A 24,277-nucleotide genomic window follows, 5' to 3' on the forward strand; every position below is an offset into this window, starting at 1 on the left:
GCGCCTGCTTGTTTGGGGGCGCCAATTGTGAGTCGGATGAGGGTGTGAGTTATGCCGCTTGAGAATTTATCTATTGATGACAGCTTGCTGGAAATCGCTCCTGCTCACGTTAGCGATGCGCAGGCGTGCGAACTACTCGAGCGACATTATGGTTTAAGCGGCAGACTCGAAAAGTTGGGCGGCGAGCGCGACCTGAATTTCCGCGTAATGCTCGACGATGGCTCTTCCCGCCTGTTCAAGCTTTCTCACCCGCTTGAGAGTCCCGACGTCGTCGACTTCCATAATCAGGCAATGAGACGGATTGAGCTGCGCGATCCCGAGCTGCCGGTTCAGCGGGTGCAGCGGTCGTTAACCGGCGAGTACGCCAACGCCGTTGAGGTGGATGGCCAGCGCATGCTGGCCCGTCTCCTGTCCTTCGTGGATGGCATCCCGCTTCACAAGGTAGAGAGCACGACCACGGCGTTCAGAAAGGTGATTGGGCAGTCCCTTGCCCGGCTCGATCTGGCGCTGGGGGGCTTCAATCACCCCGCGGCCGGGCATGCTTTGCTGTGGGATATGCAACATGCCGAGCATCTTCGACCGCTGCTGGTTCACATCGAGGACCAGGAAGGGCGAAGCATCGTTGAACGAAGTCTCGATCAATTTGAGACGCTCGTGTTGCCAAGGCTATCTCGCCTTCGCAAGCAGGTTATTCACAATGACATGAACCCGCACAACATTATTGTCGATGCCGAGAACCCCGATATCCTGCGAAATATCCTGGATTTCGGCGACATGGTTTACGCGCCGCTCGTTAATGAAATCGCCGTCGCTGCTTCTTATCACCTGGGCCAACGAGGTGATGTTCTTGATCCCGCCCTTGATGTGATCGCCTCGTATCATCAGCTTAATCCACTGACCGATGAAGAGTTGACGCTACTTCCCGAGCTGCTGAGCACGCGTCTGGCGTTGGCGCTCTGCATCAATTCGTGGCGTGCTCAATTGCACCCTGATAACCGTGCGTATATTCACCGCAACTCTCAGCGTGCATGGGCGAATATAAAAGCGATGTCGGCGCTCTCTCGATCAGAAATTGAAGATCGAATTTCTTTGGCATGTGTCCGGACGATTAAAGTATGAGCATGATCAATGGATTTACTTCAGAAGATGCAACCCGACTGTCAGAAACCGAACGGCGCCTCATTGAGCGCAGAGAGCGCTTGCTAGGTCCGGCCTATCGTCTGTTCTACGAGCGGCCGCTGCACACCGTTCGCGGCGAAGGTGTCTGGCTCTTCGATGAACAAGGGCGTCGATACCTCGATGCCTACAACAACGTTGCCTCCATCGGTCACTGCCACCCGCAGGTAGTGGAGGCCATGTACCGCCAGTCCCTGCAACTCAACACCCATACCCGTTACCTGCAGGAAGGCATTCTCGATTATGCCGAGCAACTGCTGGGGACCTTCTCCGATGATCTGGATCGGGTCATGTTCACCTGCACGGGCAGCGAAGCGAATGACCTCGCACTTCGCATCGCCAGACAGTTCACCGGTGGTACCGGCGTCATCATCACCCAGTTTGCCTATCACGGTGTGACGGGGGATATCGCGGAACTCTCGCCATCGCTTGGACCTTGCATCGTGTTGCCCGAGCATGTGCGCACAGTACGTGCGCCAGATGCATACCGTCTGGGTGCAGAAAATGTTGCCTCGATATTCGCCGCAGATGTGCGAGCTGCGATCGATGACATGAAAAAACACGGCATCCGACCGGCCGCAATCATGCTTGATGGCATCTTCTCCAGCGACGGCGTTCTGACAGGGCCCGAGGGCTTTCTTGCCGAGGGCATTGCATTGGCCCAAGCCGAAGGCATGCTGTACATCGCCGACGAAGTACAGCCTGGATTTGCTCGTACCGGCCTGAATATGTGGGGCTTCACTCGACATGATGTGCGGCCTGATATCGTCACGCTTGGCAAACCAATGGGTAATGGTCAGCCCATTGCCGGTATCGTCGGGCGATCCGAAGTGGTCGATCACTTCGGCAAGAACATGCGGTATTTCAATACATTCGGAGGTAACCCGGTGTCGTGTGCCGCCGGCAAGGCGGTATTGGATGTCATCCAGCAGGATCAGTTGCAGCAGCGCTCGCATGACATCGGCAAGTACTTGCTGGAGAGGCTGACCAGGCTTTCGGCGCGGCACGAGATTATCGGCGATGTCAGAGGAGCCGGACTCTTTATCGGTATAGAGCTTGTCACCGACCGCAGCAACAAAAGACCGGCAGCCGAGCAGGCTCGGCGGGTTGTGAACCACATGCGCGAAAACGGCGTGCTGATCAGCGCAGCCGGGCCGCTTGAAAACGTCCTCAAGGTTCGACCGCTTTTGACGTTTACGACGGAGCATGCGGACATACTCATCGAGGCGGTCGACTCGGCAATGCAGTGCGCTGCTCGTTGAGGCAACCTGTCAGATGTGCCGACACGGCCAGTGTCGGCGCGCCCATAACCTCCCCAGCATCGCCCCGCAATCGCCATTGCCGAAAGGCGCTCAGATTCGCTCAGAAACCCAATGCTGACAAAAAGCCATCGCGCTGCCTATTTTGGCGCCGCACGGGGCACTGCCCCCCTTTATCAAGGAGATGGCAATGAAGCACCTGCATTTCGATCTGCGGCATGTCGAGCGCACGGAAACGCTGGAGGTTCGTGTTGGCAGCGCGCGCTATCCACTCAGTCTCCATAGCGAGCAGAGTCTCGAATCCGCCGGGGTGACCCACGGGGCGCTGTCGCTGTTGCCGAGCAAGCACCAGCAGCGCTTCAGCCACTTCGCGGTAGTCGACAAGGCCCATTTCAGCGACGCCGATTCGCGTTACCTGCAGGTGGTCATTCCCGAGCGCGAGGGCGTGCATTTACCCCAAGTGGTGGCGATGTGCGTGATCATCCCCGAGGATCATCTGCGGGTGTTCTGGCAAGAGCGTCTGGAGCGCTATCAGCACCCCCTGGAGCAGGTGCGGGCGTTTCATCGGCATACCGTTGTGCGCAAGCCCAAGGTTCATTGCGCGCGCCTGGCCCACCTGGGGCTGCGTTCGCTGCCAGACGGGCAATCGGCGCGCCTGGACGCCCTGGTCCAGGCCCAGACCCTGGTCACGCCGCTGGATACTGCGGCCGCCCTGGTGTCGTATCACCCAGGCCTGGCCAGTATTCAGCCCAGCACCAGCGTGATCGTGCTCAACGACCATATTCTGCCCAGCCCGGAGGTCGATCCGGAGCAGTACAACCGCATGCAATTGCTGGCGGCGCAGATTGGCCGCCTCGGCCAGGACTGGTCGCCGATCGAGGCGTGCCGGGATGCCGACGGCAATGCGCTGGTGGCCGAGTACGATCTCCCCGGTCAGATCGAGGCCGGTCAAGCGCTGTATACCTATGGCGTGCACGACGACCTCGAAGGCCATCTGGGGGCCAGCGTGGCAGGGGCCAACCGCTCGGCGGCTGACGACCTGCGGCTGATGAGCAAGACCTGGACAGCGAGCAGCGGCACGACCTTCGCCGACAGAGAGCGCACGGCCGATGACGCTGAAGCGAGCGGGGCCGGAGAGGCCCGCTACAAATGGACGGTCAACGAGCGCACGGTGCATCACGGCATCCTGGTCGACGCGGGGTCGATCGATATCGACCACGACAGCCTGTTGTCGATCGATGTCAGCAACAGCTACCTGCGCACCCTGATCGCCGGCTATCAGTTGCTCGACGCCAGCGGCCAGCCCTTGGGCGGCAAGGTGCGCCTGCATTCGGTATCGGCAACCAACTCGATCCTGGGCATTCCCTACGCGACGCAGCCGAGCACGCTGGACATTCCCATGGGCAGCGCCTCCGCCGTGCGCCTGTATTTCGCCAGCCTCGGGGTCAGTGACTGGGACGACGACTTCAGCACCAGTGGTGCCTTGCTGACCGGGCTCTGGCAATACGGCGTGCCGACCGTGCTGCTGGCCTGCGGCAGTTACATTACCGGCCATAAGGAATTCAACCGGATCGTCAACGACCGACAGCTCACCGCGGCCGCCATTGCCATCGGCCTGCCCATGCTCGGCGGCGGCGTTGCTACGGCCTCCGCTGTATTCAGTACCCGCACGGTCATGGACAAGTGCGCCAATATCATCGTCGGCCTGATCCTGAAAAAAGGTATGGAAGCCCTCGGCAAGTGGCTGGCCACACGCTGCGCGACCGGCACCCTGGGCTCGTTCCTGGGGCCGGTGGGCTGGGTGTTCCGTACCGCCGCGACGCTGATGAGCATCGAGCAAATGGCCGTGACCACGGGCGAAGTGCTGTCATCGCCGTCCTGCGTCAAGGTCACGGTGTCGCGGGCGATCGACGTGACGCTGAGCCTGAATCCGGACCCGGCCCATGGCGAGGCCGGCAATCCGCGCACCGCAGTGTGGCCGGCAGTGGCCAGCAATTACGTCGCCTATCTCGAATACCAGGGCGGCACCAATCACCGGCTGACCGGCAGCATGCCGAAGATCACCAGCGGCACTCCCGTGACGCTGCGCTTCGACGATGTGCCGGCGGGCGGCCAGTTCCGCGTGCTGTTCGGCCTGTACAGCGACAATGGCTGGCTGGCCGGCTCCTGGCAGAGCGACTGGATGACCGCGCAGGCCAACCACGGCACCACCCTGGAACTGGGCGCGCACACCATCGTCGAGCAACTGGTCCCGCTGAGTCCGGATACCCAGTACGTGTTCAAGGAGCGTATCGCTGTCGAACAGGGGCGCTATGTCTGGCAAGCGGGTGCGCCACCACAAGCCACCCATGCATCACTGGCCTGTGGTAATGGCGGCACGCTGTGCGAGCTGGTGGACATCAGCCTGAACACCAGCGCCTACCAGATCGGCTACGCCTGGCGAGCCTCGGGCCAGCATTTGCCGACGGATTCGGCCACTGCACCCAAGTCCGATGGGCAGCAGTACGTGTTGCAGAACCTGTCGGTACTGGCTGACCCGCAGTCACGCCTGATCGTTTCTGATATCGGCCTGAGCAACCGGCCCGGTCTCGCCTGGTCGCAGGCGAACAACCAGCATGAGTGGATCGAGCAGGACAATTTCATCCTCGACCCGCGCGGCAGCGCCATGCACTTGCGCAAGGTCACCCTGGGCAGCGACGCACCGACCTTCGGCTTGGGGGCGCCGGGCCTGCAAAGCTGGGGACAGTTTCCGCTGAACACCCTCGACGCCCTGGCCATCCACCCTGACGGTATCGTCCTGGCCGCGTCGTGGAAGGACAGCAAGCTGATGTTCCTGCCGTTGCCCGCGCAAGGTTCGCCCGACAGTGAGGCACCGATGGCAATGATGGTGGCCGGGGAGGGAATCCGTCAGGGGCTGCTGCGCGGACCAAAAGCCATTTCGGTGATGCCGGACGGGAGGATTCTGGTGCTGGAGAGCGAGAACCAGCGGGTCCAGGCGTTCGACACCAAGGGCAATGCGGTACCGGGTTTCACCCCGTTCCAGCCATTGCTGTCGATCGACAGCGAAGCCATTGCCGCAGCGCTCAACGACGGTGTCGTGCCGGAGGCCTTCATCCAGGCCCTGATCGATCAGGAGCAAGGCTATCTGTTTGCCCTTTCGACCAGTTTCGTCAAGCAACTGGACGGGGCGTCGTTCGCGGCCGAGGACGATCCGTTGCTCAAGGCCTTGAGCCTGCAGGGTGTGGTTCTTGCCTACGACCCGCAAGAGATGGGCGATCCGGTGTCCAGCGCGCAGATCCGCGTGGTCGAGCCGGGCCATGAATGGACCCTCGACGACCCGCGCGGATCGAGCTGGCAAGTGCGGCTGCGCCATGGGGTGCTGGCGGTGTACCAGCGTCCGTGCCGGGCGCGGGTCGAGGTCATCGCGTCGGGCAGCGAATGGCACATTCTCGATGGCAGCACCGGTCAGGCCTGGAGACTCCGGCCGTCGACGGCGCAACCCCGGCAGTCTTTGGTGTACTGGTCGCTTTCCTGCTTCCCGCTGCGAGGCGCTCGCGGCCTGAAGGTGACTTACCTGGACATGGCGGTCGAGGCGCGCGGCTACATCTACGTGTTGTCGTACACCGGTGATGGCAGCAAGGCCAGTGATTACCTGCTGGATATCCATGCCCCGGACGGCAGCTTCCTGTCCCGCTCGCCCGACCCGTCGCTGTCCCGTACGCCGCATAACGTGGTTGCCGGGAAGCTGGCCGTGGATCTCTGGCGCAATGTCTACGGGCTGATGTTCGAGACCTTGAAATCACCGTCCGGCACCACCCAGCCCGGCATCGGCCACTGGATGCCAACGCCGCCGCTGTTCTCCATGCCGGTCAGCCTGCAACCGCGACTCAACGAGCACAACATCGGCGAAGTGAAGGTCCAGTTCGACAAACACGGGATCGGCCTGACGCCCAATGCCTTTATCGACGTCATCGACCCGAACGGCGCCTGGAGTGTCAAGGACGTCACGGCGACACACCACATCTATCGCGTTGCCGACAGCATTCTTGTCTATGCGGTCCAGGCCTGAGTTCACAGAGGATTCATCATGCAGACACTGACCATCGCCATCGGCCAGGCCGGTATCGATTTCTTTTGCCGGCAATTCCTGTCCCCCCGATTGCAGGACCTGATCCGTTCGATGCCGGTCCCGGACCGGCTGATCGACGTCGGCAGTTTTCACGGTTCCGGTTCGGGAATGGGTACCGACTACTCCAATGTCAAAGTGGCGCTGAGCGCGGGCCACCTGCAGGGCTTCAGCCCGGTGTATCGCTCGGTCACCCAGCTGGCTTCCGGCAACCCGACGGGCAGCGAATTCAACCTCGAGTTCGCCGCTTCCGCATTCACCGCGCAGTACCAGTGGCACGAAACCGGAAAGTCCAAGGAGTGCATTCAGAACATGTCGGGGACGGTGTCGTGCCAGTCCCGCAACATCGACCGCACCTATGACTACGCGCCGGGCTTTTCCGGATTGCAGGTCCAGGTGATCGCAGCCTTCCAGTTCGACGCCACGAGCCAGACCTATAACGTGGTCGAGCGCCGCTCCGTGGCGACGCCGGGAGAGGTCAGCGCGAATATTCCGTCGAGCAGCGTGGTGCGCAACGAGATTCAGGGCTGCAGCACCACCGAAGTGAGCGCCAGCACCCGCGAAGCGGTGTCCCAACTCGATTTCTCGGCCCTGATCAACCAGATCATGCCGGCGTCGCTGCGCAGCATTCCGTCCAGCGGCAATCTGGGCCACGACATTCTGTTCGAATTCGGCCTCGGCGAATCCGGCCTGGGCTTCGACACGACGGCGGGGCGCAACGGTTTCAAGATCGGCGTCACCGGACGGGTGCGCTACAAGGGCGAGGCTTATCCGGTGCCCGCACCCGCGCCGTTGGGCCTGCCGCCGATTCCGGAGGCGAGTGACCCGAATTATCTGCAGACCTACGTGTCGAGCTACAGCATCAATGGCTTGCAATGGGCCTGTTTCAAGGCTGGGCTTCTGCACACCACTGCGACCACGGGCAATATCCCCAATCCCGATGCCTTGCGCTGCGCCACCTATGCCTCGGCCGTCGAGGCGCTGAGCGAGTACGACGACACCGACATGTACGCCGAAATCGTCTCGGCAGAGGCACCCACGACAGCGTTCCAGAGCGTCTGGGAAATGACCGATGCGGTGCTGGTGCGCGTCGCGACCATCCCGGGCATCACCGCGGTCATGCCCGCCGTGTCGAAGTTGCGCGGCCACTCCTACCTTGAACAGGCGGAGCTGGAAAAAGCGCTGGCCGCAAGGCAAGTGAGCCCGGCGTTGATCGCCGAGGTGGTCAACTGTGCCCGTCAAAGCGGCATGGTCATGCGCCAGAAACTGCACTTCACGGTGTTCCTCGATACCGGTGCGGCGACACTGCCCAAGATCGAGTTCTCGGTCAGCCGCACCGATTTTCTCACCAACCTGCGCCTGGGCCTCGCCCCGGCTTCGACGGCGCAGATCCTGAAGTTCGATTACCAGAAGAACAGCTCGACAACGACGTTCCTCAGCAGCACCGTCCCGGACTTTGCCGACGAAGTCGGCAGCCAGTTCGGCAGCATCCTCTGGACGGTGGTGGAGAGCCAATACGATGACTGCCTGCGCAGGATGGGAGCGGAAGGCGTGCCGTTGCCGATGATGCAGATGTTCCATTTCGTCTTCGAGGAGGCAGAGGTCAGCATTCAGCAGGACTTCGTCTCGATCAAGGCCAAGGTGCATTTGTGAGGGCGGGGACGTTGGGCGAGTTTATGGGCAAGTTCACCTTCCACGCGGGGGCGACCTGCCTGGCAACCCTTGGGCTTCAGGATGGCGAGCAGGAGTATCGCTGGTTCCCGGCAATGGTCGCGCGCGGCGACATTGCGCAGCCCGGGCTTGCCAGTGTTTATCGCTCGGCCGACGGCAGCTTTCGCTTGCGTCTCGACGATCGCTGGATAGGTTTCGCGCCCGTGGCGGGTTGCCTGACCTTGAACAGTGAGGTGGCGGACGCCGCAACCCTGCGCCTGGTCGGCGAGCCGTTGGGGCAGGGCTGGGAAGTGCAGGTCGGGGAGGCCTGGAAACCCGTAGTGTTCTACCCGCAAACGGCACAGGCGATCCTCACCACCAACCGTGGCAAGAGCGCCGTGTCGGGCTTCGAGCCGGTTATCGTCACGCCATCGCTGGCCGCGTTGGTGGCCAGCGGACAGGGCCGTGGCGTGGATCTCACCGACGTGGTGCTGGATGGCGCAAGTGTGGTGGGCGTGGACTTCACCGGCGCGCGCTTTACCGGTGCCAGCCTGCAGGGCGCGGACCTGTCCAATTGCCTGCTGAGCGAGGCCGATCTGCGCGACACCCGGCTCAACGGGGTGTTTTTCGACGGCGCATTGCTGGATCACGCGAACCTGTCCGGCGCGACCCTTGGCGCACCTGGCTGGGGTGCGCCACGCAGTGCCCGGGGGATCGACCTGAGTTTTTGCCAAGCCCGGGGTGCGATCCTCGGCAGCCCGTCGGCCCGCCTCGACTGCACCCACGCCAACTTCAGCGCCGGCGATTTCAGCCACGCCGACCTGAGCGGCCTGCAACTCACCGGGGCGCTGCTGACCGATGCTCGCCTGGAGAGCTGTTGGCTGGAGGGCGCGGTGCTGGACGGCGCCGACCTGCGCAATGTCTTCGCGTTGCGGGCGAGCCTGCGCAAGTGCTCGCTGAAGAACATCCTGGGCAGCAATGCCAACTTCACCGAGGCGGACTTTTCCGCTGCCGACCTGAGCCAGGCGCGGCTGGATGCCAAGTTTCATCAGGCGGGCCCTGCGCCCGGTGGCACTGAGCCGCCCTTGCGTCCGGCAGTCTTGCACCGGGCCACCTGCATCGACACCCGCGCGTCTGGCGCGCACCTCGCCGGTGCCGACCTGCGTGGCGTGCAATGGTGTGGCGCCGGGGCAACCCTCGATCACGCCGATCTGGAAGGGGCAGTGCTGGCCGGCAGCCTGCTGGTGTCACTGGATCTGTCCCAGGCGTTTCTGAGCGGTGCCGATCTGAGCGACAGCGTGCTGGTGGATGCACGGATCGCCGGTTGTAGCGTTCGCGCCGATGGCTCTGCGCGCGCGCTTTCCCTGGCGGGCGCGCAGATCCAGGGCGTTGATTTCAGCGATAGCGTCCTTGACGGTGCGCTGTTGCTCGGCGCCGGTGTTGCGCTGGCGCAGGGGGTGCCGTTGTTCCGCTTGCCGTCAGTGGCGTGGGAATACCTCACGCCCGAAGGCATTGCCGGGTTGGCGCCCTTGTTCGCCCGAGCGGGTTACCCACTGGGGGACGCCCCCATCCTCGACATGGACCGCCAGTGGCGGCTCGACAATGACCGTGACCCCGACCTGAGCCATCCCCGGGTTTACTCGGTGCGGCGGGTTCGCGGGCAACTGGAGGTGTTTGATGCGTCGGGGGCGCTGGGGCATCTCTTCACCTTGCCGGGGTGGGCGTCCTTCGGCCTGGACGGCGTGCACCCCGATGCCTCGTTGATCACCGGGTTCGAGATGGCCGGCTATGGGCTTTCCGCCAGCGCCAACATCGACCAGGTCGAAGACCCGCGACTGCGCCCGGCGGCGGACGCGGGCATTGTCGGCGCGTTCGGCTATGCCTCGTTTCGCCTTGCCCGCCGCGAACAGGGCGTGCAGGTGTTCGGCATGGCGCCCTTGCTGATGCGTGACTGGCCCGCCTATCCCGCCGGCGTGGCGTTCAAGGCGACCGCCAATCTGGCCGCCGCGATGTCGCCGGACAGCCTTGGTCCGGCGGGCTATCCGCGGCGCGCACTGACCCCCGACAGCCTCGACGCCGAGGAGTTTTTTACCGCGCACTGAGGGCCGGTTGCGGCAGTTCCAGGCAGAAACAGATCGGATGCTGTTGCCCCCTGCTTTCCAGCACCAGGCTACCGCCATGCAGTTCGGCGATACGCTTGACCAGGTACAGGCCCAGCCCGGTCCCCGACAGATGCTGGGCCTGGGTGCCGCGAACGTATTTGTGGAAGAGCAGGGGGGCCTGCTCGGCGGGAATTTCCTCGCCTTCGTTGGTGACCCGGATACGCACGCCGCTCGAGCTGTCCTCGACCTCGAGCAGGATGCTGGCGTCGCTCGGGGCATGGCGGTCGGCGTTGGCCAGCAGGTTGCGCAAGGCCACGCGCAGCAGGCCGAAGTCGCACTCCAGCAGCGTGCGCGCGCTGCGCAGGTCAAGCGCGACACGGCCGGACGGGAAGTCATCGAGGCAGCCTTCGAGCAGCGCGTTCAGGTCATGTCCGGCGCAGCGCGGTTCGCTCGCCCGTTCCGCAACGCGGTCATGCTGAAGATAGTCATCCACCAGTGACAGCAGGCGCCTGGACGCCTGATGGATATTGCGGCAGCGCTGCTCGTTGCGCTCGGGTGCCGTCGCCAGGTTGCGCAGCATCTGCTGGGCCGAGGTGCCGATGATCGCCAGCGGCGTGCGGAATTCATGAGACACCATGGCCACGAAGTCGCGCTGTTCTTCGCGCATCCGCTGTTCCTGCTGCAGCGCCTGACGCAGCTCGCGGGTGCGGCTGTCGATTTCCTTTTCCAGCCTGGCGTTCTGGCTGCGGATCAGGGCATTCACCGCCTCTTCGGCGTGGCGGGTCTGCGCCTTCAGCCAGCGGTAATGGCGGATGATCCGCAGGCTCATCAGCAGCATGTGCAGGAGCGCGCCGATGGCCACGGCGTTGTCCGTGAAAAAGCTCGCCGGCAGCAGGCCGAGGTTGCGCAGGAAGCTGATGCCGATCCCCAGGTAGTAGATGCCGAACAGCAGCAGGAAGTAGCGGGCTGGACGATGGCCCTTGTACATCAGCCAGAGCGCCAGGCCGATGAACAGCACGATGCTGGCCAGCACGGTGACCTGATGCAGGGGCGCGCCGATTTGGTAATGCCCGGCGAGTACCGCGAGCGCCGAGGCCGTGCCGATAATCAGGCTGGCGGCGATCAGACCGCGTTGCAGTCGCGGATAACCGGGCGCCTGCAATTGGCGCAGGGTGAAAATCACCCCTATCGGCAGGCTCAGGCCGAGGGCGCAACCCAGCAGGGTGTCGCTGAACGCCATCGGCAGGGCGAGCAACTGCTGGGGCAGGCCGAGGGTCAGCAGCTCGATCAGCACGGCAATGCTGACATAGGCCAGGTACCAGCCGCTCTCCGGCGCCTGGGTCATGCGCCAGAACACGCTATGGAACAGGATCAGCACCAGGCAGATGCCGAAGTACAGGCCGTAGCCCAGGTATTCCATGGATAGGTCCCGGGCGAACCGCTCGCCGGAGACAAGGCGCAGGCTGACCGACAGGGCGTTCTTGCTTTCCAGGCGCAGCAGCAGGACCTGCGGTTGTCCAGGGTCAAGGTTCAGGGCGAACACCGGCGAGCGATAATCCACGGCCCAGTGCTGGCGGCCCATGGCTTCGCCGCTGCGAATCGGCTGGGACGTGTTGCGAACATCGAACAGGGTGGCCTGGTCGAGCAGGGCATTGCTCAGCATCAGCAGCCACTGGCGCGGCGCTGACGGGCCGGTCTGCACCTGCAGGCGCAACCAGACCGCGCCGGGCACGAAGCCCGCGCTCAGGGAGCCGGGCAGTGGTTGCCAGGCGTTCGAGGTCAGTGCGGCGTTGGCATCCATCTGCGCCGCAGGGTCATCCAGGCGTTCGACCACCAGGCGTGCGTCGGCGGGCAACAGCGTGGCTGCCGGGGCATGCAAGGCGACAAGAAGCAGGCAGAACAGCCAAAGCAGCGATCGACACATGGGACAGTCATCAGCAGGGAAGGGGGCGGGCGCTTGCTTGCAGCGCCGGGCTCAATCGTTGATCCGGGCCGCCGCGTAGAAGCAGTAGCCGTTGTTGCGCAAGGTTTTCAGCGGCAGTTCCAGGCCAGTCGCCTCCTGCACATTGCGGCGCAGGCGACGAATCTGGGTGTCCAGGCGCCGCTGATCATAGCTGAACCAATCCTCGCCCAGTGCCTCGACAATCTGGCGCCGGCAGACATCGGCGCCGGCGCTCGCCATCAAGCGCTGCAGCACCAGGCTGTCCTGATGCGACAGGCGCGTGACCGCTCGGTTGGGCGCCCGCAGTTCCCGCGCGCGGCTGTCCAGGTGCCAGGCGGCAGGCAGGGGTGGCAGGTCCAGGCGGCGGGCCAGGGCCTGCAGCACGGCGGCGAGTTCTTCCAGGTCGCAGCCCTTGGCGAGGTAATGGTCGGCCCCCAGGCGAAACCCTTCGACCTTCTGCACGGTGGTACTGCGGGCGGTGAAGGCGACGATGCCGAGCGGATTGCCTTGCTCGCGCAGGGCCTGGATCAGCTCCAGGCCGTCGCCATCCGGCAAATTCAGATCGAGCACCGCCAGGCGGTGGCGACCCGGCTCGAAAGCCAGGGCGAAACCGGCCAGGTCGTGGACAAGGGTCACGTCGTAGCCGCAGTCACCGAGGAACTCGTGGAGTTCTCCGGCCATTACGGGCTCGTCTTCAAGGAGGATCAAATCGGGCATTTCGGGGCGGTACCAGCGGTTCCGGGCAGGTGCCGAGTCTAGTGTGGTCACTGAGAAATAACGACCCTGATTCGCGGCGCTTTTGTCTTGACCTCACCGCGCACGAACCAGAAGATGCCTCCCTTCCAACGGTGCAGCCGGAGCTCGCATGCAGGCCAAAAGTGATTATTTTCGTGTTGACCCCGAGGTGCTCGAGGGCAAGACGCTGACTGACTTGACTGGCATCCAGCCCCTGCCGCTGCAGTGTGTCGGGCTCGACTTGAGTGGTGAGGATCTGGCCAGAGCCAACCTGGAAGGCGCGCTGTTTGAACGGTGTATTTTAACCGGCGCCGATTTCACCGCCGCCAACGTGATGGGGACCCAGTGGGTCAGTTGCCGGGCGGCGGAAGTCAATTTTCGCTCTGCGGTGCTCACCGATGCCAGCTTTGAACGGTGCGACCTGAACAACAGCAAGTGGCAACGCAGCAAGCTGGCCCACGTGCGCTTTGAAGGCTGCAAGCTCACCGGCGGCAACTTTGGCGATCTGGCCTCTTCACTGGGCCTGAGCTTCTCTGATTGCCGGTTGAACAGCGCGATGCTCTCGGGGATCTCCTTTTACAAGTCCGAGTTGCACAACATCGATTTCAGCGAAGCCGACCTGACCTACTGCGACTTCCGCAAGGCGGTGTTTGTCGAGGGCGGCAGTCTGTCGATGGCGCGGGTCAATAACGCACGCTTCGATGACGCCGATCTGCGCGAGGCAAGTTTGCAAGGGCTGCGCTTGGTCGACGCCAAATTGTTCAAGGGCGCGATCATTTCGCGAAGCCAGGCCGGGATGTTGCTGGCCGGGTTGGGGTTGACGGTGCTCTGATCGACGGGGGATGGGGTCTCGAGCCGCGGGCCGGCATCACGACGAAGGGTTACATCTGATCATGTTCGCCCTCGCGCCGATGTATGCGCCGGACGCCATACCGAGCAGCATGATGAACCCATGGGTCAAAAGGGGATGACCACGTTGTTAGCTGTGGTCTGTCCCGTCTGCGGCACTTTTTTGCGACCCGAAGCGGTCGGTGGCGACCGTTAGAAACCGGGGCGCCACAACCTCATCATTTGCCAGGAGACTGCATCAGTTGAGGTGAAGCTCCTGTATCGCCAGTGACATCTTCTCCGCGTCGGCGAGATAGTCGCGACGGATCATCCGATCGAGAATGCCGGTGTGATCGAAGAGGAAGTCGCGCACCTTGGCCAGGGGGTAGGGCAACTTGTGGAAGGCATTGCCGAGCTTCCTGGCGAACTCAACATGATGATTGACGTAGTTCACCCGCTGCGCCTCAAAACCATTGAAGCCCTTCGCGACCTGCCGTGCGTCGCTGAGGTCGGCGCCGGTCAGCGCCTTGGCCAGAAAGTAACCGTCCTCGATGGCCATGCCCATGCCGTAGGCGGCGTAGGGCGAGACCGGGTGCACGGCATCCCCCAGGCAGACCACGCGGCCACTGCTCCATTGCTCAAGCGAAGGCCGGTTGTAGATGTCCCACCTGAATATCTGGGTTTCCAGGTTGGTGGCTTGCAGAAACCGCGGTAGTGGGTCAGGGAAGTTGCGCAGGATCTTGCCGATATGACTGGCCACGTCGGCCGGCGCGGGGGCGTTTTCCTCGCAGGGTTCGACGATCCACCATTCGTAGCCAGGCTTGCCGTCGTGCAGCATGGGAAAGAAGCTGGCCTGGTACTTGTGTGAATGGATGATGCGTCCGGTCTGCGCGGGAATGCCGGCGATGGGGTCGCACCAGGCCAGCCAGACCCGCAGCCCGACATGAAAAAGTTCGGGCTCGCCGAAGGCCTGGCGCGAGACGCCGGAGCGGATGCCATCGGCGCCAACGAGAATGTCGGCCTCGATGGTCTCGCCGTCCTTGAAGACCACGGTGACGCTGTCCGCGGTCTGCGTGTAGTGGTCGAAGTCCGCATTGGGCACCAGCATGCCTTCGGGCATCAGCTCCATCATCCTCGCGAACGCATTGGCGCGAAGCATGCCGTAGTGCCAACCCTTGATCCCGAAGGACGCTTCCACCGTCTGATTGAAGGGCAGGCGCGAGCGGAGGTTGTTTTTGTGATTACGGAATTCGGTGACAGTGAGGGAGCCGAAGTTGCTCAGGTCGACTCCATAATGGCGCAGCACGGCCAGTACCGGCACGCTCAGCAAGACGGCGCCTCCCAGAGGCCTCGGTTCCGGCTGCTTTTCGAAGACGCGTACATCGAAGCCTTGCCGGTGCAGGGCCAGCGCGGCGGAGACCCCACCCGGGCCCGCGCCTATCACCGCCACTCGTTTTCCAGCACGCCATGGGAGACTCGGGTCAAAACGCATTCGCTGATACCTCGCTTATTGTTGTGCGGGCATTCTGGAAGGCTTTGCCTGGACAATATATGCGTAACTCGCCGAGTATTCGGATGATTACTCTCAATTGCGTACCGCCATGGACCTTCTCAGCCACTTTCTGTCGATGTTGACCGTCGAGTCGACCAGCATTTCAAGTTGGCACTTGTCGGAGCCTTGGGGCGTGGCTGTTCAGGACTATCAGCCCGGCTTCTGCTTTATCGTCAACGAGGGGTCATTTGTGGTGCAGACCGCCGCCGGCCAGACCCTGCACCTCGCCCAGGGCGACACCCTGCTGGTGCCGCGCGGCGGCGAGTGCCGCCTGCTTTCGCGGCCGGGTGTCGCCACCACTGACCTGCATGAACTGAACTGGAGCGAGCCGCGTTCGCCCAGGCTGGACCGCAGCACGCAGCCGGGCTCGGCGATTTCAGTGGTTCATGGCGGTGGCGGCGCGCTGTGCCGTCTGCTCGGTCTGGCGTTCAGCATTCACAGCGGGCAGGGAGGCTTCGTGCTGGCGGCTCTGCCGGACTTCATCGTGCTGCGCGACGCCGACAGCAGCATGCTGAGCCTGATGCGTCCGGCCATCGAGGCGCTGCTGGCGGACAACAAGAATGGCTATTACGCGGTAGCCAAGCACATGGCCGAGCTGATCGTGGTCGGACTGCTGCGCAGCTACATTCTCTCCGACAAAGGCTTTTCCCCCGGTTGGCTGAAGGGCCTGCAAGACCCGTATATCTGCAAAGCCATGCTGGCCATCCATGAGGCGCCACAGCGCCAATGGAGCGTGCCGCTGCTGGCGGGTGTCGCCAACTTGTCACGCTCGACCTTCGCCGCGCGATTCTGCCGGGTGATCGGTCAATCGCCCATCGACTACCTCAGTGCCTGGCGCATCACCCTGGCCGCGCAGATGTTGCGCGACGGCAACGCGTCAGTGGCGCAGATAGCCGCCGCCGTGGGTTACCAATCGGACCGCGTGTTTCGCCAGGCCTTCCGTGAGCGCATGGCCATGTCACCGCGTCACTATCGCAACCAGCAAGTTGACTGATGTGGCGTGCGCCCATCGCCGCCAAGCCCTTGCGCCGGCCCGGCGGCCGATGATATCCCTGTGGGAGCCGGCTTGCCGGCGATGAGGCCAGTGAGCCGCTGAACCCTCCCAACGCTCCACCGGCTAACAACCATCTCAGCTACACAGCGCATTCAAAAAAACGTTGACCTTCTCCGACTCGTCCCGGTGGCGCAAAGACGCTGCGAACATCTCATAGTCGGCGAACGCCAGTCCGGGCAGGGCCTCGACCAGTTCTCCCGCCTTCAGGTCGGCTTCGATCAGGTAGTTCGGCAGCACCGCCAGTCCCGCCCCGGCCAACGCCAGCGCGCGTAACGATGTGGAGTCGCTGACGCTGATTCGCGGGTTGATTAGCAGGGTGGAGGACTGGCCCTGCCACGTTATCGGGAAGCTGATCCGTGGCGCATACACCCGCTGCGCCAGGCAGCTATGAGCAGCAAGGTCGTTCACGTCCAGCGGTTGACCGTGTTCGCGCAGGTACGCGGGGGATGCGCACAGCGTCAGGGTGAAGGTGTGAATCTTTTGGTAGCGAACGCCGGACTGCTCGGGCGTGCTCATGCGAATCGCCACGTCATATTCGCCGTCGAGCAAATCGACATAGCGGTCCGACAAATCGACCTCGAAACGCAAGCGCGGGTACTCGGCCGACAATCGGGCGATGCGTGGCAGGACGAAGGCACGGCCGAACGAGGTGGGCAGGGTGACCCGCAACACGCCTTCTGCCACCCGCAGGCCTTTTTGCAGGCGCGCATCGGCGTTTTCCAGGCCGGCCAGTATTTGCCGCAGTTCGCTGGCGTAGCTGATGCCGATGTCGGTCAGGGCAACCTTGCGGGTGGTTCGCAGCATGAGCTGGTGGCCGAGACGCGACTCCAGGTTGGTGAGGCGCCGGCTTACCGTTGACTGAGCGATACCCAGCTCCCGCGCCGCGGCGCTGAAGCTCTTGCTGTCGACCACGGCGAGGAAGGCTTCCACTTCGGCAAGGGAGGTTATTTTCATCGGTTTTCCGCATAAGTGAAATCGGATGTTTTCTATTCTAATGCGAAAAACGCAAGGATAGGATGAGCCGACCTGTAACGAAAAAGGCGCTCTCCATGTCATCTGTGATGCACGCGGTAATGAATCGGCGCTCCACCCGGGCCTTTCTCGATCGCCCGGTGGCTGAGGCGCTGCTGCGGGAGATCGTCGAAGGCGCCCGCCATTCGCCATCCAGCGGCAACCTTCAGCCGTGGAAGTTGTATGTGCTGACGGGCGCGCATCTGCGCCGCCTGAAGGACGAAGTGGCACAGACCCTGTCGCAGCATCCGCGCGGCGAGGGCATGGGTTACCCGATCTATCCCCAGAACCTCAAACCTCCTTACCAGGCGCGCCGGGCCAAATGTGGCGAAGACCTCTATGCCACCTTGAATGTCGCCCGCGAGGATCGGCAGGGCCGGCAGCAGCAGTTCGCGCGCAACTTCCGTTTCTTCGATGCGCCGGTGGGGCTGTTTCTCGCCGTCGATCGCAGCATGGGCCAAGGGCAGTGGGCGGACCTGGGGATGTTCTTGCAGAGCCTGATGTTGCTGGCCCATGAGCGAGGCCTGGCGACCTGCGCGCAAGCCTGCTGGACGCTGGTTCACCAGACCGTGGAGCGGCAGCTCGAACTGCCCGATGAGCTGATGCTGTTCTGCGGCCTGTCATTGGGCTACGCCGACCCCGAGCATCCGGTCAACAGCTTGCGCACCGACCGCGAGCCGCTCGCCGCAATCGCCGAGTTCCGCGGATTCGGCGCTTGAACCTTGTACGTTCTATTAATCGGAGAGGCTGATGAGACGGGTAGAAACCAACAATCTGGATTCGATCGACCACTACCGGCTGTTGCACGCCGCTGATCCGGTCGCGGCTGTGGGGGAAGTGCTGATTCGCGTTGCGGCGTGCGGCGTGGGCTATGTCGATGCGCTGGAATCCCTTGGCCGTTACCAGGTCAGGCCACCATTGCCCCACGTGCCCGGCCAGGAAATCAGTGGCTGGATTGAAGCTGTGGGGGCGGGCGTAGAAGGGCTGGCCGTGGGCGACCGGGTGATCACCCAGACCCACGGCGGCTTCGCCGAGTTGGCTGTGGCCGCAGCGGAGACGCTGGTAAAGATCCCGGACGGGATGGACTTCATTCAGGCGGCTGGCTTCAAGATCAACTACCTGACGGCCTACCACGGGCTGCACGACCGGGCAGCGCTGCAACCTGGCGAAACCCTGCTGGTCACTGGCGCCGCCGGCGGTGTCGGCAGCGCTGCGGTGCAGATCGGCAAATGCCTGGGCGCCACGGTGATCGGCGTAGCGTCGACGGCGGAAAAACGCGCGTTCGTGCAGGCGCTGGGCGCAGACCATGTGATCGATGCCAGTGCGGAGAGCTTCCGTGAAGTGGTCAAGGAGTTGTGCGGTCAGAAGGGGCCTGATGTGGTCTTCGATCCGGTGTGCGGGCCGCTGTTCGAGCCGGCGTTTCGCTCGATGACCTGGGGTGGCCGGCATCTGGTGGTGGGCTTCGCGGGTGGGCCGATTCCGGCGCTGCGGGCGAATCTGCCGCTGCTCAAGGGCGCGTCACTGGTGGGGGTGGATGTGCGCCAGTTCCAGATTTATGAGGCCGGGAAGGGCGCGGCGCATTTGCTCGAGTTGCTGGGCTGGGTCGCACAAGGACGACTGGCGCCGCCGATCGGTAAGGTGTTCGCGTTCGACGCGTTTGCCCAGGCGCTGGAGTACGCGCTGTCGGGGCAAGGGCTGGGCAAGACGGTGATTCGAGTGTCCGAGGGCTGATCGCTCGGGTTTTCCGACAGGCAAAGGCGTTCATCGCGAACGCCCTTGTTTTACGTAGCGCGACTCAGCCCTCCCAGCGCCGCAGCAGCTCCTCCAGCGATGCACCATAAGCCGGTCGCGGGATGCCCGGCGCAGTCCGTGAAAAACGCGGCGCCGGGGCGGGTTGAGTAACGCCGTCAAGGTTGATGAAGGTTTCCCTGGCACGGTTGTGCGCGTGCTCCGGCGCTTCATCCCAGTCCAGCACCGGCGCGAAGCAGGCATCGCTGCCTTCGAGCAGCACGCACCATTCATCCCGCGTGCGGGTCGCGATGATTCCCGCCAGCGCCTGCTTCTGCGAGGGCCAGAGCGCCTGGTTCATCTGCTCGTCGAACAAACTGCCGTCCAGCCCGCAGCGCTCGCGCAAGAGCTGATAGAACTGCGGTTCGATGGCCCCGAGGGCGACGAAGCGGCCATCGGCGCAGCGATAGGTATCGTAGAAAGGCGCGGCGCCATCGAGCAGGTTGGCGCCGCGCTCGGTGCGCCAGTGTCCGGTCGCCCTGAGCCCGTGGATGAAACTCGACAAAAGTGCGGTGCCGTCGGTCATGGCGGCATCGATGACCTGGCCCGCGCCGGACTGCGCGGCCTCATGCAGCGCCGCCAGCACACCCACCAGCAACAACATCCCGCCGCCGCCAAAATCGCCGATGAAGTTCACCGGGGGCGGCGGCGTTTCGCCCGGACGACCGATCCCGTGCAAGGCGCCGGTGAGGGCGATGTAATTGAGGTCGTGGCCGGCCGTCTGCGCCAGCGGGCCGTACTGGCCCCAGCCGGTCATGCGCCCGTAGATCAGCCGTGGATTGATGGCGTGGCAGTCGGTCGGGCCGAGGCCGTTCTTCTCCATGACCCCGGGCCGGAAGCCCTCGATCAGGATGTCGGCCTTCGCCACCAGGGCCAGGACGGCGGCTTGCCCTGGCTCGCCGCGGATGTCGATTTCCACGGTCGGCCGGTTGCGGCTGAGCACATCGGCCGGGTCCACGCCCGTGCCGGGGCGCACGATGCGCACCACCTCCGCGCCGAGATCGGCCAGTACCATGGCGCAGAAGGGAGCGGGTCCGATACCGGACAATTCGACGACTTTGACGCCTTGCAGTGGTCCCATGTCAGTTCCTTGAAAGGGGCGATGCTCAGCCAAGCACGGCGCGAGCGATGATTTCTTTCATGATTTCCGAGCTGCCGGCGAAGATCCGCGACACCCGGGCGTCCTGGAAGCGTTGGCAGATCTCGTATTCCTGCATGTAGCCGGCGCCCCCGTGCAGTTGCACGCCGGCATCCATGATCCGGGATTCCAGTTCGCTGCTGATCAGTTTGGCCTTGGCCGCCGACGGCACGCTGAGGGCGTTGTCATTGTGCAGAGCAACGCAATGGTCGATATACACCTGGGCCATTTCCAGCTCCGCCGCCAGTTCCGCCAGTACGAAGCGGGTGTTCTGGAAGTCGGCGATGGTCTTGCCGAACGCCTTGCGCTCCAACACGTAATCACGGGTCAGGTCGAAACCGCACTGGGCATTGGCCAGCGAGCCGACGGCGCAGATCAGGCGTTCTTCCACCAGCGAGGTCTTCAGGTAGCTCAGCCCCTGACCGGCATCGCCCAGCACATTGGCCTTGGGCACGCGCACGTCGTTGAAGAACAGCTCGGCGGTGTCCTGGGCATGCAGGCCCATCTTGGCCAGCTTGCGGCCGCGCTCGAATCCCGGCATGCCGCGCTCCACCAGGAACAGGCCGATCCGGCGCGGATTGTCCGGGTCGGTCCTGGCCGCGACCAGCACGACGTCGGCGTTGATGCCGTTGGAGATGTAGGTTTTGGCGCCATTGAGCACCCAGTGATCGCCCTGCTCCTGGGCGCGGGTCTTGATGCCGGCGAGGTCGCTGCCGGCATCGGGCTCGGTCATGGCGATCGCCAGGATGCTGTCGCCCGTTGCGCAGGCGGGCAGGTAGCGGGCCCGCTGCGCCGGGCTGCCGAAGTGCTGGAGATAGGGCGCGACCAGGCGGCTGTGCAGGGTGTGATAGAAGCCCACCTCGCCGAAGCGGTTGTCTTCCTCGATCATGATCTGCTGATAGCGGAAGTCCCACAGGCCAAGGCCGCCGTGCTCTTCGTCGGCCCACACCAGCAGGTAGCCGAGGTCGCCCATCTTCCTGAACCTTTCCCGCGGGACGATGCCCGCTTCGCGCCAGGCCTGTTTGTGTGGCTGCACTTCTTTTTGCAGGAAAGCCCGATAGCTTTCGCGGAAAATCTCATGTTCTGTGCTGAAGCCGGGACGTTGCATTAAACCTCCTGAGCGGGGCGCGAGAGGCGCCCCGCGCTGTTCACCAGAGTTTCCAGGAATAGACGATGTTGACCCGCAGGTCGTTGTTGTCGCGGAAGGTCGCCGCCTGGGTGAAGTCGTTGCGGTACCAGGCGTGGCGGACCTTGACGCCCAGGCCCTGCAACGGCCCGGACTGGATGACGTACGCCACCTGGGCCTGGCTTTCGCGTTCGTAAAGGCCGCGGCCGCCCATGCGCTCCGGCAGTTCGATGTTGTCGCCACGCATGTGCCAGAGCATAGCCGTCAGCCCCGGGATGCCCTGGACCGCGAAGTTGTAGTCCCAGCGCACCTGCCAGGTGCGCTCCTTGGCATTGAGGAAATCGGTGGCGATCGCCCCTTCGACGGTCGGCGACGGCTCGCTGCGGCCCATGTACGGCTGGGCGGTGTCGCCGAACAGCGCCATGTAGCCGGTGCTGAACGTGTGCCCACCGAGGGCGTAGCGGAAGACTACGCCCAGGTTGTCATTGTCGACGTTGCCCGCGTTGGCGGAGCCGTCTTCGCCGGACCTCACCCAGCGGAAATCGGTTTTCAGGCTGCCCGGCCCCAGCGGCAGGTCGTGCACCAGCCACAGGTAGTCCTGGCGATAAATGTCGTTCAGCGTGGCGTGGTAGTAGCTCGCGGTGAGGTTGGGCGCGACCTTGTATTTGGCCCCGACATAGCTGAACCCGCTGGAGTCGACATCCAGGAAGCGGCCGTTCTGCGCGGTCACGCGGATGTTTTCGTAGTTGCTCGAATCGCGGAACTTGATGCGGTCGAGGTAACCGCCCATGAGCGTCAGGCGGTCGAAATCGTCCGACTGGAACGTCGTGCCCTGGAAGGTCTGCGGCAGCAGGCGGCCGGGGCTGGAAAAGGCGATGGGCAGGGTCAGCACCATTCTTCCGCTGTTCAATCTGGACTGGGCGAAGCGCACTTTGGCGACACCGCCGAAGCTGCTGAAGCTGTCCTCGGCGCGGCCCTGGGAGTCGAGTGGCAGCAACTGGGTGCCGGCGCGGCTGCGGGAGGAGTCCAGTTTGAGGCCGGTCATGCTGGTCAGGTCCAGGCCGAATCCGACCGGCCCTTCGGTGTAGCCGGACTTGAAGTCCAGCGTCACGCCCTGCGCCCATTCCCGCAGTTCACGTTTCAGCGCGGGGTTCGCGGGGTCTTTGTAGTCGCGGTCGAAGTAATAGTTGTGCAGTAGCACGGAGGCGCTGCTGTCGGTGATGAAGCTGGTCTGCGCCTGTGCCGCGAAAGACATCGGCAAAGAGCAGGCGAGCAGGGTTGCGGTGCGCAGATTCATGGCGGCTCCGGTTCTTGTTCTTGTAGGGAGTGGTGGCGGCCTCGCGGCCGCGGGTGGTGCTCAGTCCTTCTGCGCGCTCATCATCTGGCCGAAGGGGCGGCGGGCGAAAAGGAAGCCGACCAGGGCGCCGGGGCCGATGATCGCCGCCATGGTGGCGAGTGCCGAAGCGATGGCCGTCGGGCCGCTGAACACCCGGTCGGCCAGCACGCCGCTGAGGAACGGGCCGACGGTGTAGCCGAAGAGGTTGATGACCAGCAGGTTGACCGCCACGGTGCGTGCCCGCAGGCGGGAAGGACTGATCATCTGCATGCCCAGGCACGTCATGACTGAGATGCTCGGCAGAAACATCATGCACACCGCGAGCGCGCTGACCAGCAGCCAGTATTCGCCCATCAGCAACCCGCCAATGATCGCCGGCACCGGAATGGCCACGGCCACCATCAGAATCAGCGCGATGCCGTCCGCACGCCCGGCCTTCTGCAGCCGGCTCGCCAGCCAGGGCAGGCACAGCGTGCCCAGCACCGAGGTCGGCAGGCCCACCGAGCCGAACACGAAGCTGGCCTGGGCGGCGCTGAGGTCGTGCAGACGGATCAGCAGGGTTGGCGCCCAGGAAATCACCCCCAGGGTCAGCGATGAAATCAGCCCGGTGGCGATGAAGAAGGGGATGAACATGGCCTTGTTGCCGACCAGGAACGGCAGCAGTGCGTCGATGCTTGCGCCGGCGGTGGTCGAGGGTGTTTCGACCCGCGCCGGCTCGCGGACGGTCAGGGCGAACACCACCATCATCAGCAGCCCGGGCAGGCTCACGGCGAGCAGGGTGAAGCGCCAGGGTTCCATGCCGGGAATCAACTGTTGCCCGCCGGCGAACTGGTACACGGCGCCGCCAATGATAAACGCGCCGGTCGCCATGATGTTGCCGGTGGCCATGTAGAAGCTGGTGGGCAGCGCGCGCTCCTTGCGCTGGAACATGTCGCCGATCAGCGACATCGCCGCCGGGGTCAGCACGGCTTCGCCGATCGCAACGCCGGCGCGGCAGATGATCAGGGTGGTGAAGTCGACGGTAAAGGCAGACGCCGCGGTCATCAACGACCACAGCAGCACGCCGGCGAGGATCACCCGCGTGCGGTTGCCCTTGTCGATCAGGTAGGCCACCGGAATCCCGGCGATGGAATACAGCACGGCGAAGCCCGCGCCCAGCAGCAGGCCCATCTGCGTGTTGGACAGTTCCAGGCTCTGGGTGACCGGCTGGGCGACGGCGGAAAGGATGAAGCGGTCGACCATCGAAATCGCGTAGAAGATGATCAGGCAGCCCACGGCGGTCCAGCGTCCGGGGTGGATCTTACTTTCGGTGTAGGGGAGGGTGGTGCTTTGCTCGTTCATTGCTCAATCCCGTTAATTATTGTTGTTGGATCTGTCAGATGACCGACGGCGGCCCTGACGACCGGACTGCAATCGCAAGCCTGCTGCACGTGGCGCGGGATAGCGGGTTTCGG

General features: G+C 63.8%; 17 protein-coding genes. 9 read left to right on the top strand and 8 right to left on the bottom strand.

Annotated elements, in window-relative coordinates; genetic code table 11:
• The first annotated feature begins 51 nt into the window (after positions 1-51).
• The 5 genes from CKW37_RS15655 to CKW37_RS15675 all read left to right on the top strand — a co-directional run bounded on the left by CKW37_RS15655 (position 52) and on the right by CKW37_RS15675 (position 10,313).
• Positions 52-1,119: a phosphotransferase gene (locus CKW37_RS15655; RefSeq protein ID WP_095156611.1), complete on the top strand. Its 1,068-nt coding sequence runs from the start codon at positions 52-54 to the stop codon at positions 1,117-1,119.
• The gene (locus CKW37_RS15660) at positions 1,116-2,438 is read left to right on the top strand and encodes an aspartate aminotransferase family protein (RefSeq protein WP_095156612.1); all 1,323 of its coding nucleotides are present in this window, start codon (positions 1,116-1,118) and stop codon (positions 2,436-2,438) included. The genes CKW37_RS15655 and CKW37_RS15660 overlap by 4 nt, the downstream gene beginning before the upstream one ends.
• Positions 2,439-2,625: 187 nt before the next feature.
• Entirely contained in the window at positions 2,626-6,504 is a 3,879-nt protein-coding gene (locus CKW37_RS15665; RefSeq protein WP_095156613.1) for a hypothetical protein, read from the top strand.
• Between the two features lie 18 nt (positions 6,505-6,522).
• Positions 6,523-8,214 carry a hypothetical protein gene (locus tag CKW37_RS15670; protein WP_095156614.1) on the top strand — a complete coding sequence of 564 codons (1,692 nt, stop codon included), beginning with the start codon at positions 6,523-6,525 and terminating at the stop codon, positions 8,212-8,214.
• Between the two features lie 23 nt (positions 8,215-8,237).
• Entirely contained in the window at positions 8,238-10,313 is a 2,076-nt protein-coding gene (locus CKW37_RS15675; RefSeq protein WP_095156615.1) for a pentapeptide repeat-containing protein, read from the top strand.
• On the opposite strand, the gene CKW37_RS15680 is transcribed toward CKW37_RS15675, so the two are convergent.
• Positions 10,300-12,237, bottom strand: a complete 1,938-nt coding sequence (locus tag CKW37_RS15680) for a sensor histidine kinase (protein WP_095156616.1) — start codon at positions 12,235-12,237, stop codon at positions 10,300-10,302. The two genes, CKW37_RS15675 and CKW37_RS15680, sit on opposite strands and share 14 nt — an antisense overlap.
• A gap of 51 nt (positions 12,238-12,288) precedes the next feature.
• On the bottom strand, positions 12,289-12,972 hold the full coding sequence (locus CKW37_RS15685) for a response regulator transcription factor (protein WP_095156617.1): 684 nt from the start codon (positions 12,970-12,972) through the stop codon (positions 12,289-12,291).
• Positions 12,973-13,120: 148 nt separating this feature from the next.
• On the opposite strand from CKW37_RS15685, the gene CKW37_RS15690 reads away from it, so the two are divergent.
• Positions 13,121-13,822, top strand: coding sequence for a pentapeptide repeat-containing protein (locus tag CKW37_RS15690; RefSeq protein ID WP_095156618.1), 702 nt, complete (start codon positions 13,121-13,123; stop codon positions 13,820-13,822).
• A gap of 255 nt (positions 13,823-14,077) precedes the next feature.
• Here CKW37_RS15690 and CKW37_RS15695 read toward each other — a convergent pair whose 3' ends face one another.
• The gene (locus CKW37_RS15695; RefSeq protein WP_256587769.1) at positions 14,078-15,268 is read right to left on the bottom strand and encodes an NAD(P)/FAD-dependent oxidoreductase; all 1,191 of its coding nucleotides are present in this window, start codon (positions 15,266-15,268) and stop codon (positions 14,078-14,080) included.
• Positions 15,269-15,419: 151 nt separating this feature from the next.
• Here CKW37_RS15695 and CKW37_RS15700 point away from each other — a divergent pair, with 151 nt between their 5' ends.
• Positions 15,420-16,364, top strand: coding sequence for an AraC family transcriptional regulator (locus CKW37_RS15700; protein WP_095156620.1), 945 nt, complete (start codon positions 15,420-15,422; stop codon positions 16,362-16,364).
• Between the two features lie 135 nt (positions 16,365-16,499).
• Here CKW37_RS15700 and CKW37_RS15705 read toward each other — a convergent pair whose 3' ends face one another.
• A complete protein-coding gene (locus CKW37_RS15705) occupies positions 16,500-17,378 on the bottom strand; it encodes a LysR family transcriptional regulator (protein ID WP_095156621.1) in 879 nt (292 codons plus the stop codon).
• 95 nt (positions 17,379-17,473) lie between these two features.
• Between CKW37_RS15705 and CKW37_RS15710 the strand changes: the two genes are divergently transcribed.
• A complete protein-coding gene (locus tag CKW37_RS15710) occupies positions 17,474-18,154 on the top strand; it encodes a nitroreductase (RefSeq protein WP_095156622.1) in 681 nt (226 codons plus the stop codon).
• A gap of 31 nt (positions 18,155-18,185) precedes the next feature.
• A complete protein-coding gene (locus CKW37_RS15715; RefSeq protein ID WP_095156623.1) occupies positions 18,186-19,166 on the top strand; it encodes an NADPH:quinone oxidoreductase family protein in 981 nt (326 codons plus the stop codon).
• Between the two features lie 64 nt (positions 19,167-19,230).
• Here CKW37_RS15715 and CKW37_RS15720 read toward each other — a convergent pair whose 3' ends face one another.
• Genes CKW37_RS15720 through CKW37_RS15735 form a run of 4 tightly spaced genes read right to left on the bottom strand, consistent with a single transcriptional unit; the run spans position 19,231 to position 24,164 of the window.
• Entirely contained in the window at positions 19,231-20,304 is a 1,074-nt protein-coding gene (locus CKW37_RS15720; RefSeq protein WP_095156624.1) for a CaiB/BaiF CoA-transferase family protein, read from the bottom strand.
• Between the two features lie 25 nt (positions 20,305-20,329).
• Positions 20,330-21,469: an acyl-CoA dehydrogenase family protein gene (locus CKW37_RS15725; RefSeq protein WP_095156625.1), complete on the bottom strand. Its 1,140-nt coding sequence runs from the start codon at positions 21,467-21,469 to the stop codon at positions 20,330-20,332.
• Positions 21,470-21,509: 40 nt separating this feature from the next.
• The gene (locus tag CKW37_RS15730; protein WP_256587772.1) at positions 21,510-22,784 is read right to left on the bottom strand and encodes an OprD family porin; all 1,275 of its coding nucleotides are present in this window, start codon (positions 22,782-22,784) and stop codon (positions 21,510-21,512) included.
• 60 nt (positions 22,785-22,844) lie between these two features.
• The gene (locus tag CKW37_RS15735) at positions 22,845-24,164 is read right to left on the bottom strand and encodes an MFS transporter (RefSeq protein ID WP_095156626.1); all 1,320 of its coding nucleotides are present in this window, start codon (positions 24,162-24,164) and stop codon (positions 22,845-22,847) included.
• Positions 24,165-24,277 lie beyond the last annotated feature (113 nt).

This window comes from Pseudomonas sp. Irchel 3E13 (assembly GCF_900187455.1).
GTDB lineage: Bacteria > Pseudomonadota > Gammaproteobacteria > Pseudomonadales > Pseudomonadaceae > Aquipseudomonas.

Coding starts and splice junctions, on each gene's coding strand:
- CKW37_RS15725 (WP_095156625.1), bottom strand. CDS start 21,469: ATGCAACGTCCCGGCTTCAGCACAGAACATGAGATTTTCCGCGAAAGC.
- CKW37_RS15705 (WP_095156621.1), bottom strand. CDS start 17,378: ATGAAAATAACCTCCCTTGCCGAAGTGGAAGCCTTCCTCGCCGTGGTC.
- CKW37_RS15655 (WP_095156611.1), top strand. CDS start 52: ATGCCGCTTGAGAATTTATCTATTGATGACAGCTTGCTGGAAATCGCT.
- CKW37_RS15715 (WP_095156623.1), top strand. CDS start 18,186: ATGAGACGGGTAGAAACCAACAATCTGGATTCGATCGACCACTACCGG.
- CKW37_RS15680 (WP_095156616.1), bottom strand. CDS start 12,237: ATGTGTCGATCGCTGCTTTGGCTGTTCTGCCTGCTTCTTGTCGCCTTG.
- CKW37_RS15670 (WP_095156614.1), top strand. CDS start 6,523: ATGCAGACACTGACCATCGCCATCGGCCAGGCCGGTATCGATTTCTTT.
- CKW37_RS15690 (WP_095156618.1), top strand. CDS start 13,121: ATGCAGGCCAAAAGTGATTATTTTCGTGTTGACCCCGAGGTGCTCGAG.
- CKW37_RS15710 (WP_095156622.1), top strand. CDS start 17,474: ATGTCATCTGTGATGCACGCGGTAATGAATCGGCGCTCCACCCGGGCC.
- CKW37_RS15685 (WP_095156617.1), bottom strand. CDS start 12,972: ATGCCCGATTTGATCCTCCTTGAAGACGAGCCCGTAATGGCCGGAGAA.
- CKW37_RS15730 (WP_256587772.1), bottom strand. CDS start 22,784: ATGAATCTGCGCACCGCAACCCTGCTCGCCTGCTCTTTGCCGATGTCT.
- CKW37_RS15720 (WP_095156624.1), bottom strand. CDS start 20,304: ATGGGACCACTGCAAGGCGTCAAAGTCGTCGAATTGTCCGGTATCGGA.
- CKW37_RS15675 (WP_095156615.1), top strand. CDS start 8,238: ATGGGCAAGTTCACCTTCCACGCGGGGGCGACCTGCCTGGCAACCCTT.
- CKW37_RS15660 (WP_095156612.1), top strand. CDS start 1,116: ATGAGCATGATCAATGGATTTACTTCAGAAGATGCAACCCGACTGTCA.
- CKW37_RS15735 (WP_095156626.1), bottom strand. CDS start 24,164: ATGAACGAGCAAAGCACCACCCTCCCCTACACCGAAAGTAAGATCCAC.
- CKW37_RS15700 (WP_095156620.1), top strand. CDS start 15,420: ATGGACCTTCTCAGCCACTTTCTGTCGATGTTGACCGTCGAGTCGACC.
- CKW37_RS15665 (WP_095156613.1), top strand. CDS start 2,626: ATGAAGCACCTGCATTTCGATCTGCGGCATGTCGAGCGCACGGAAACG.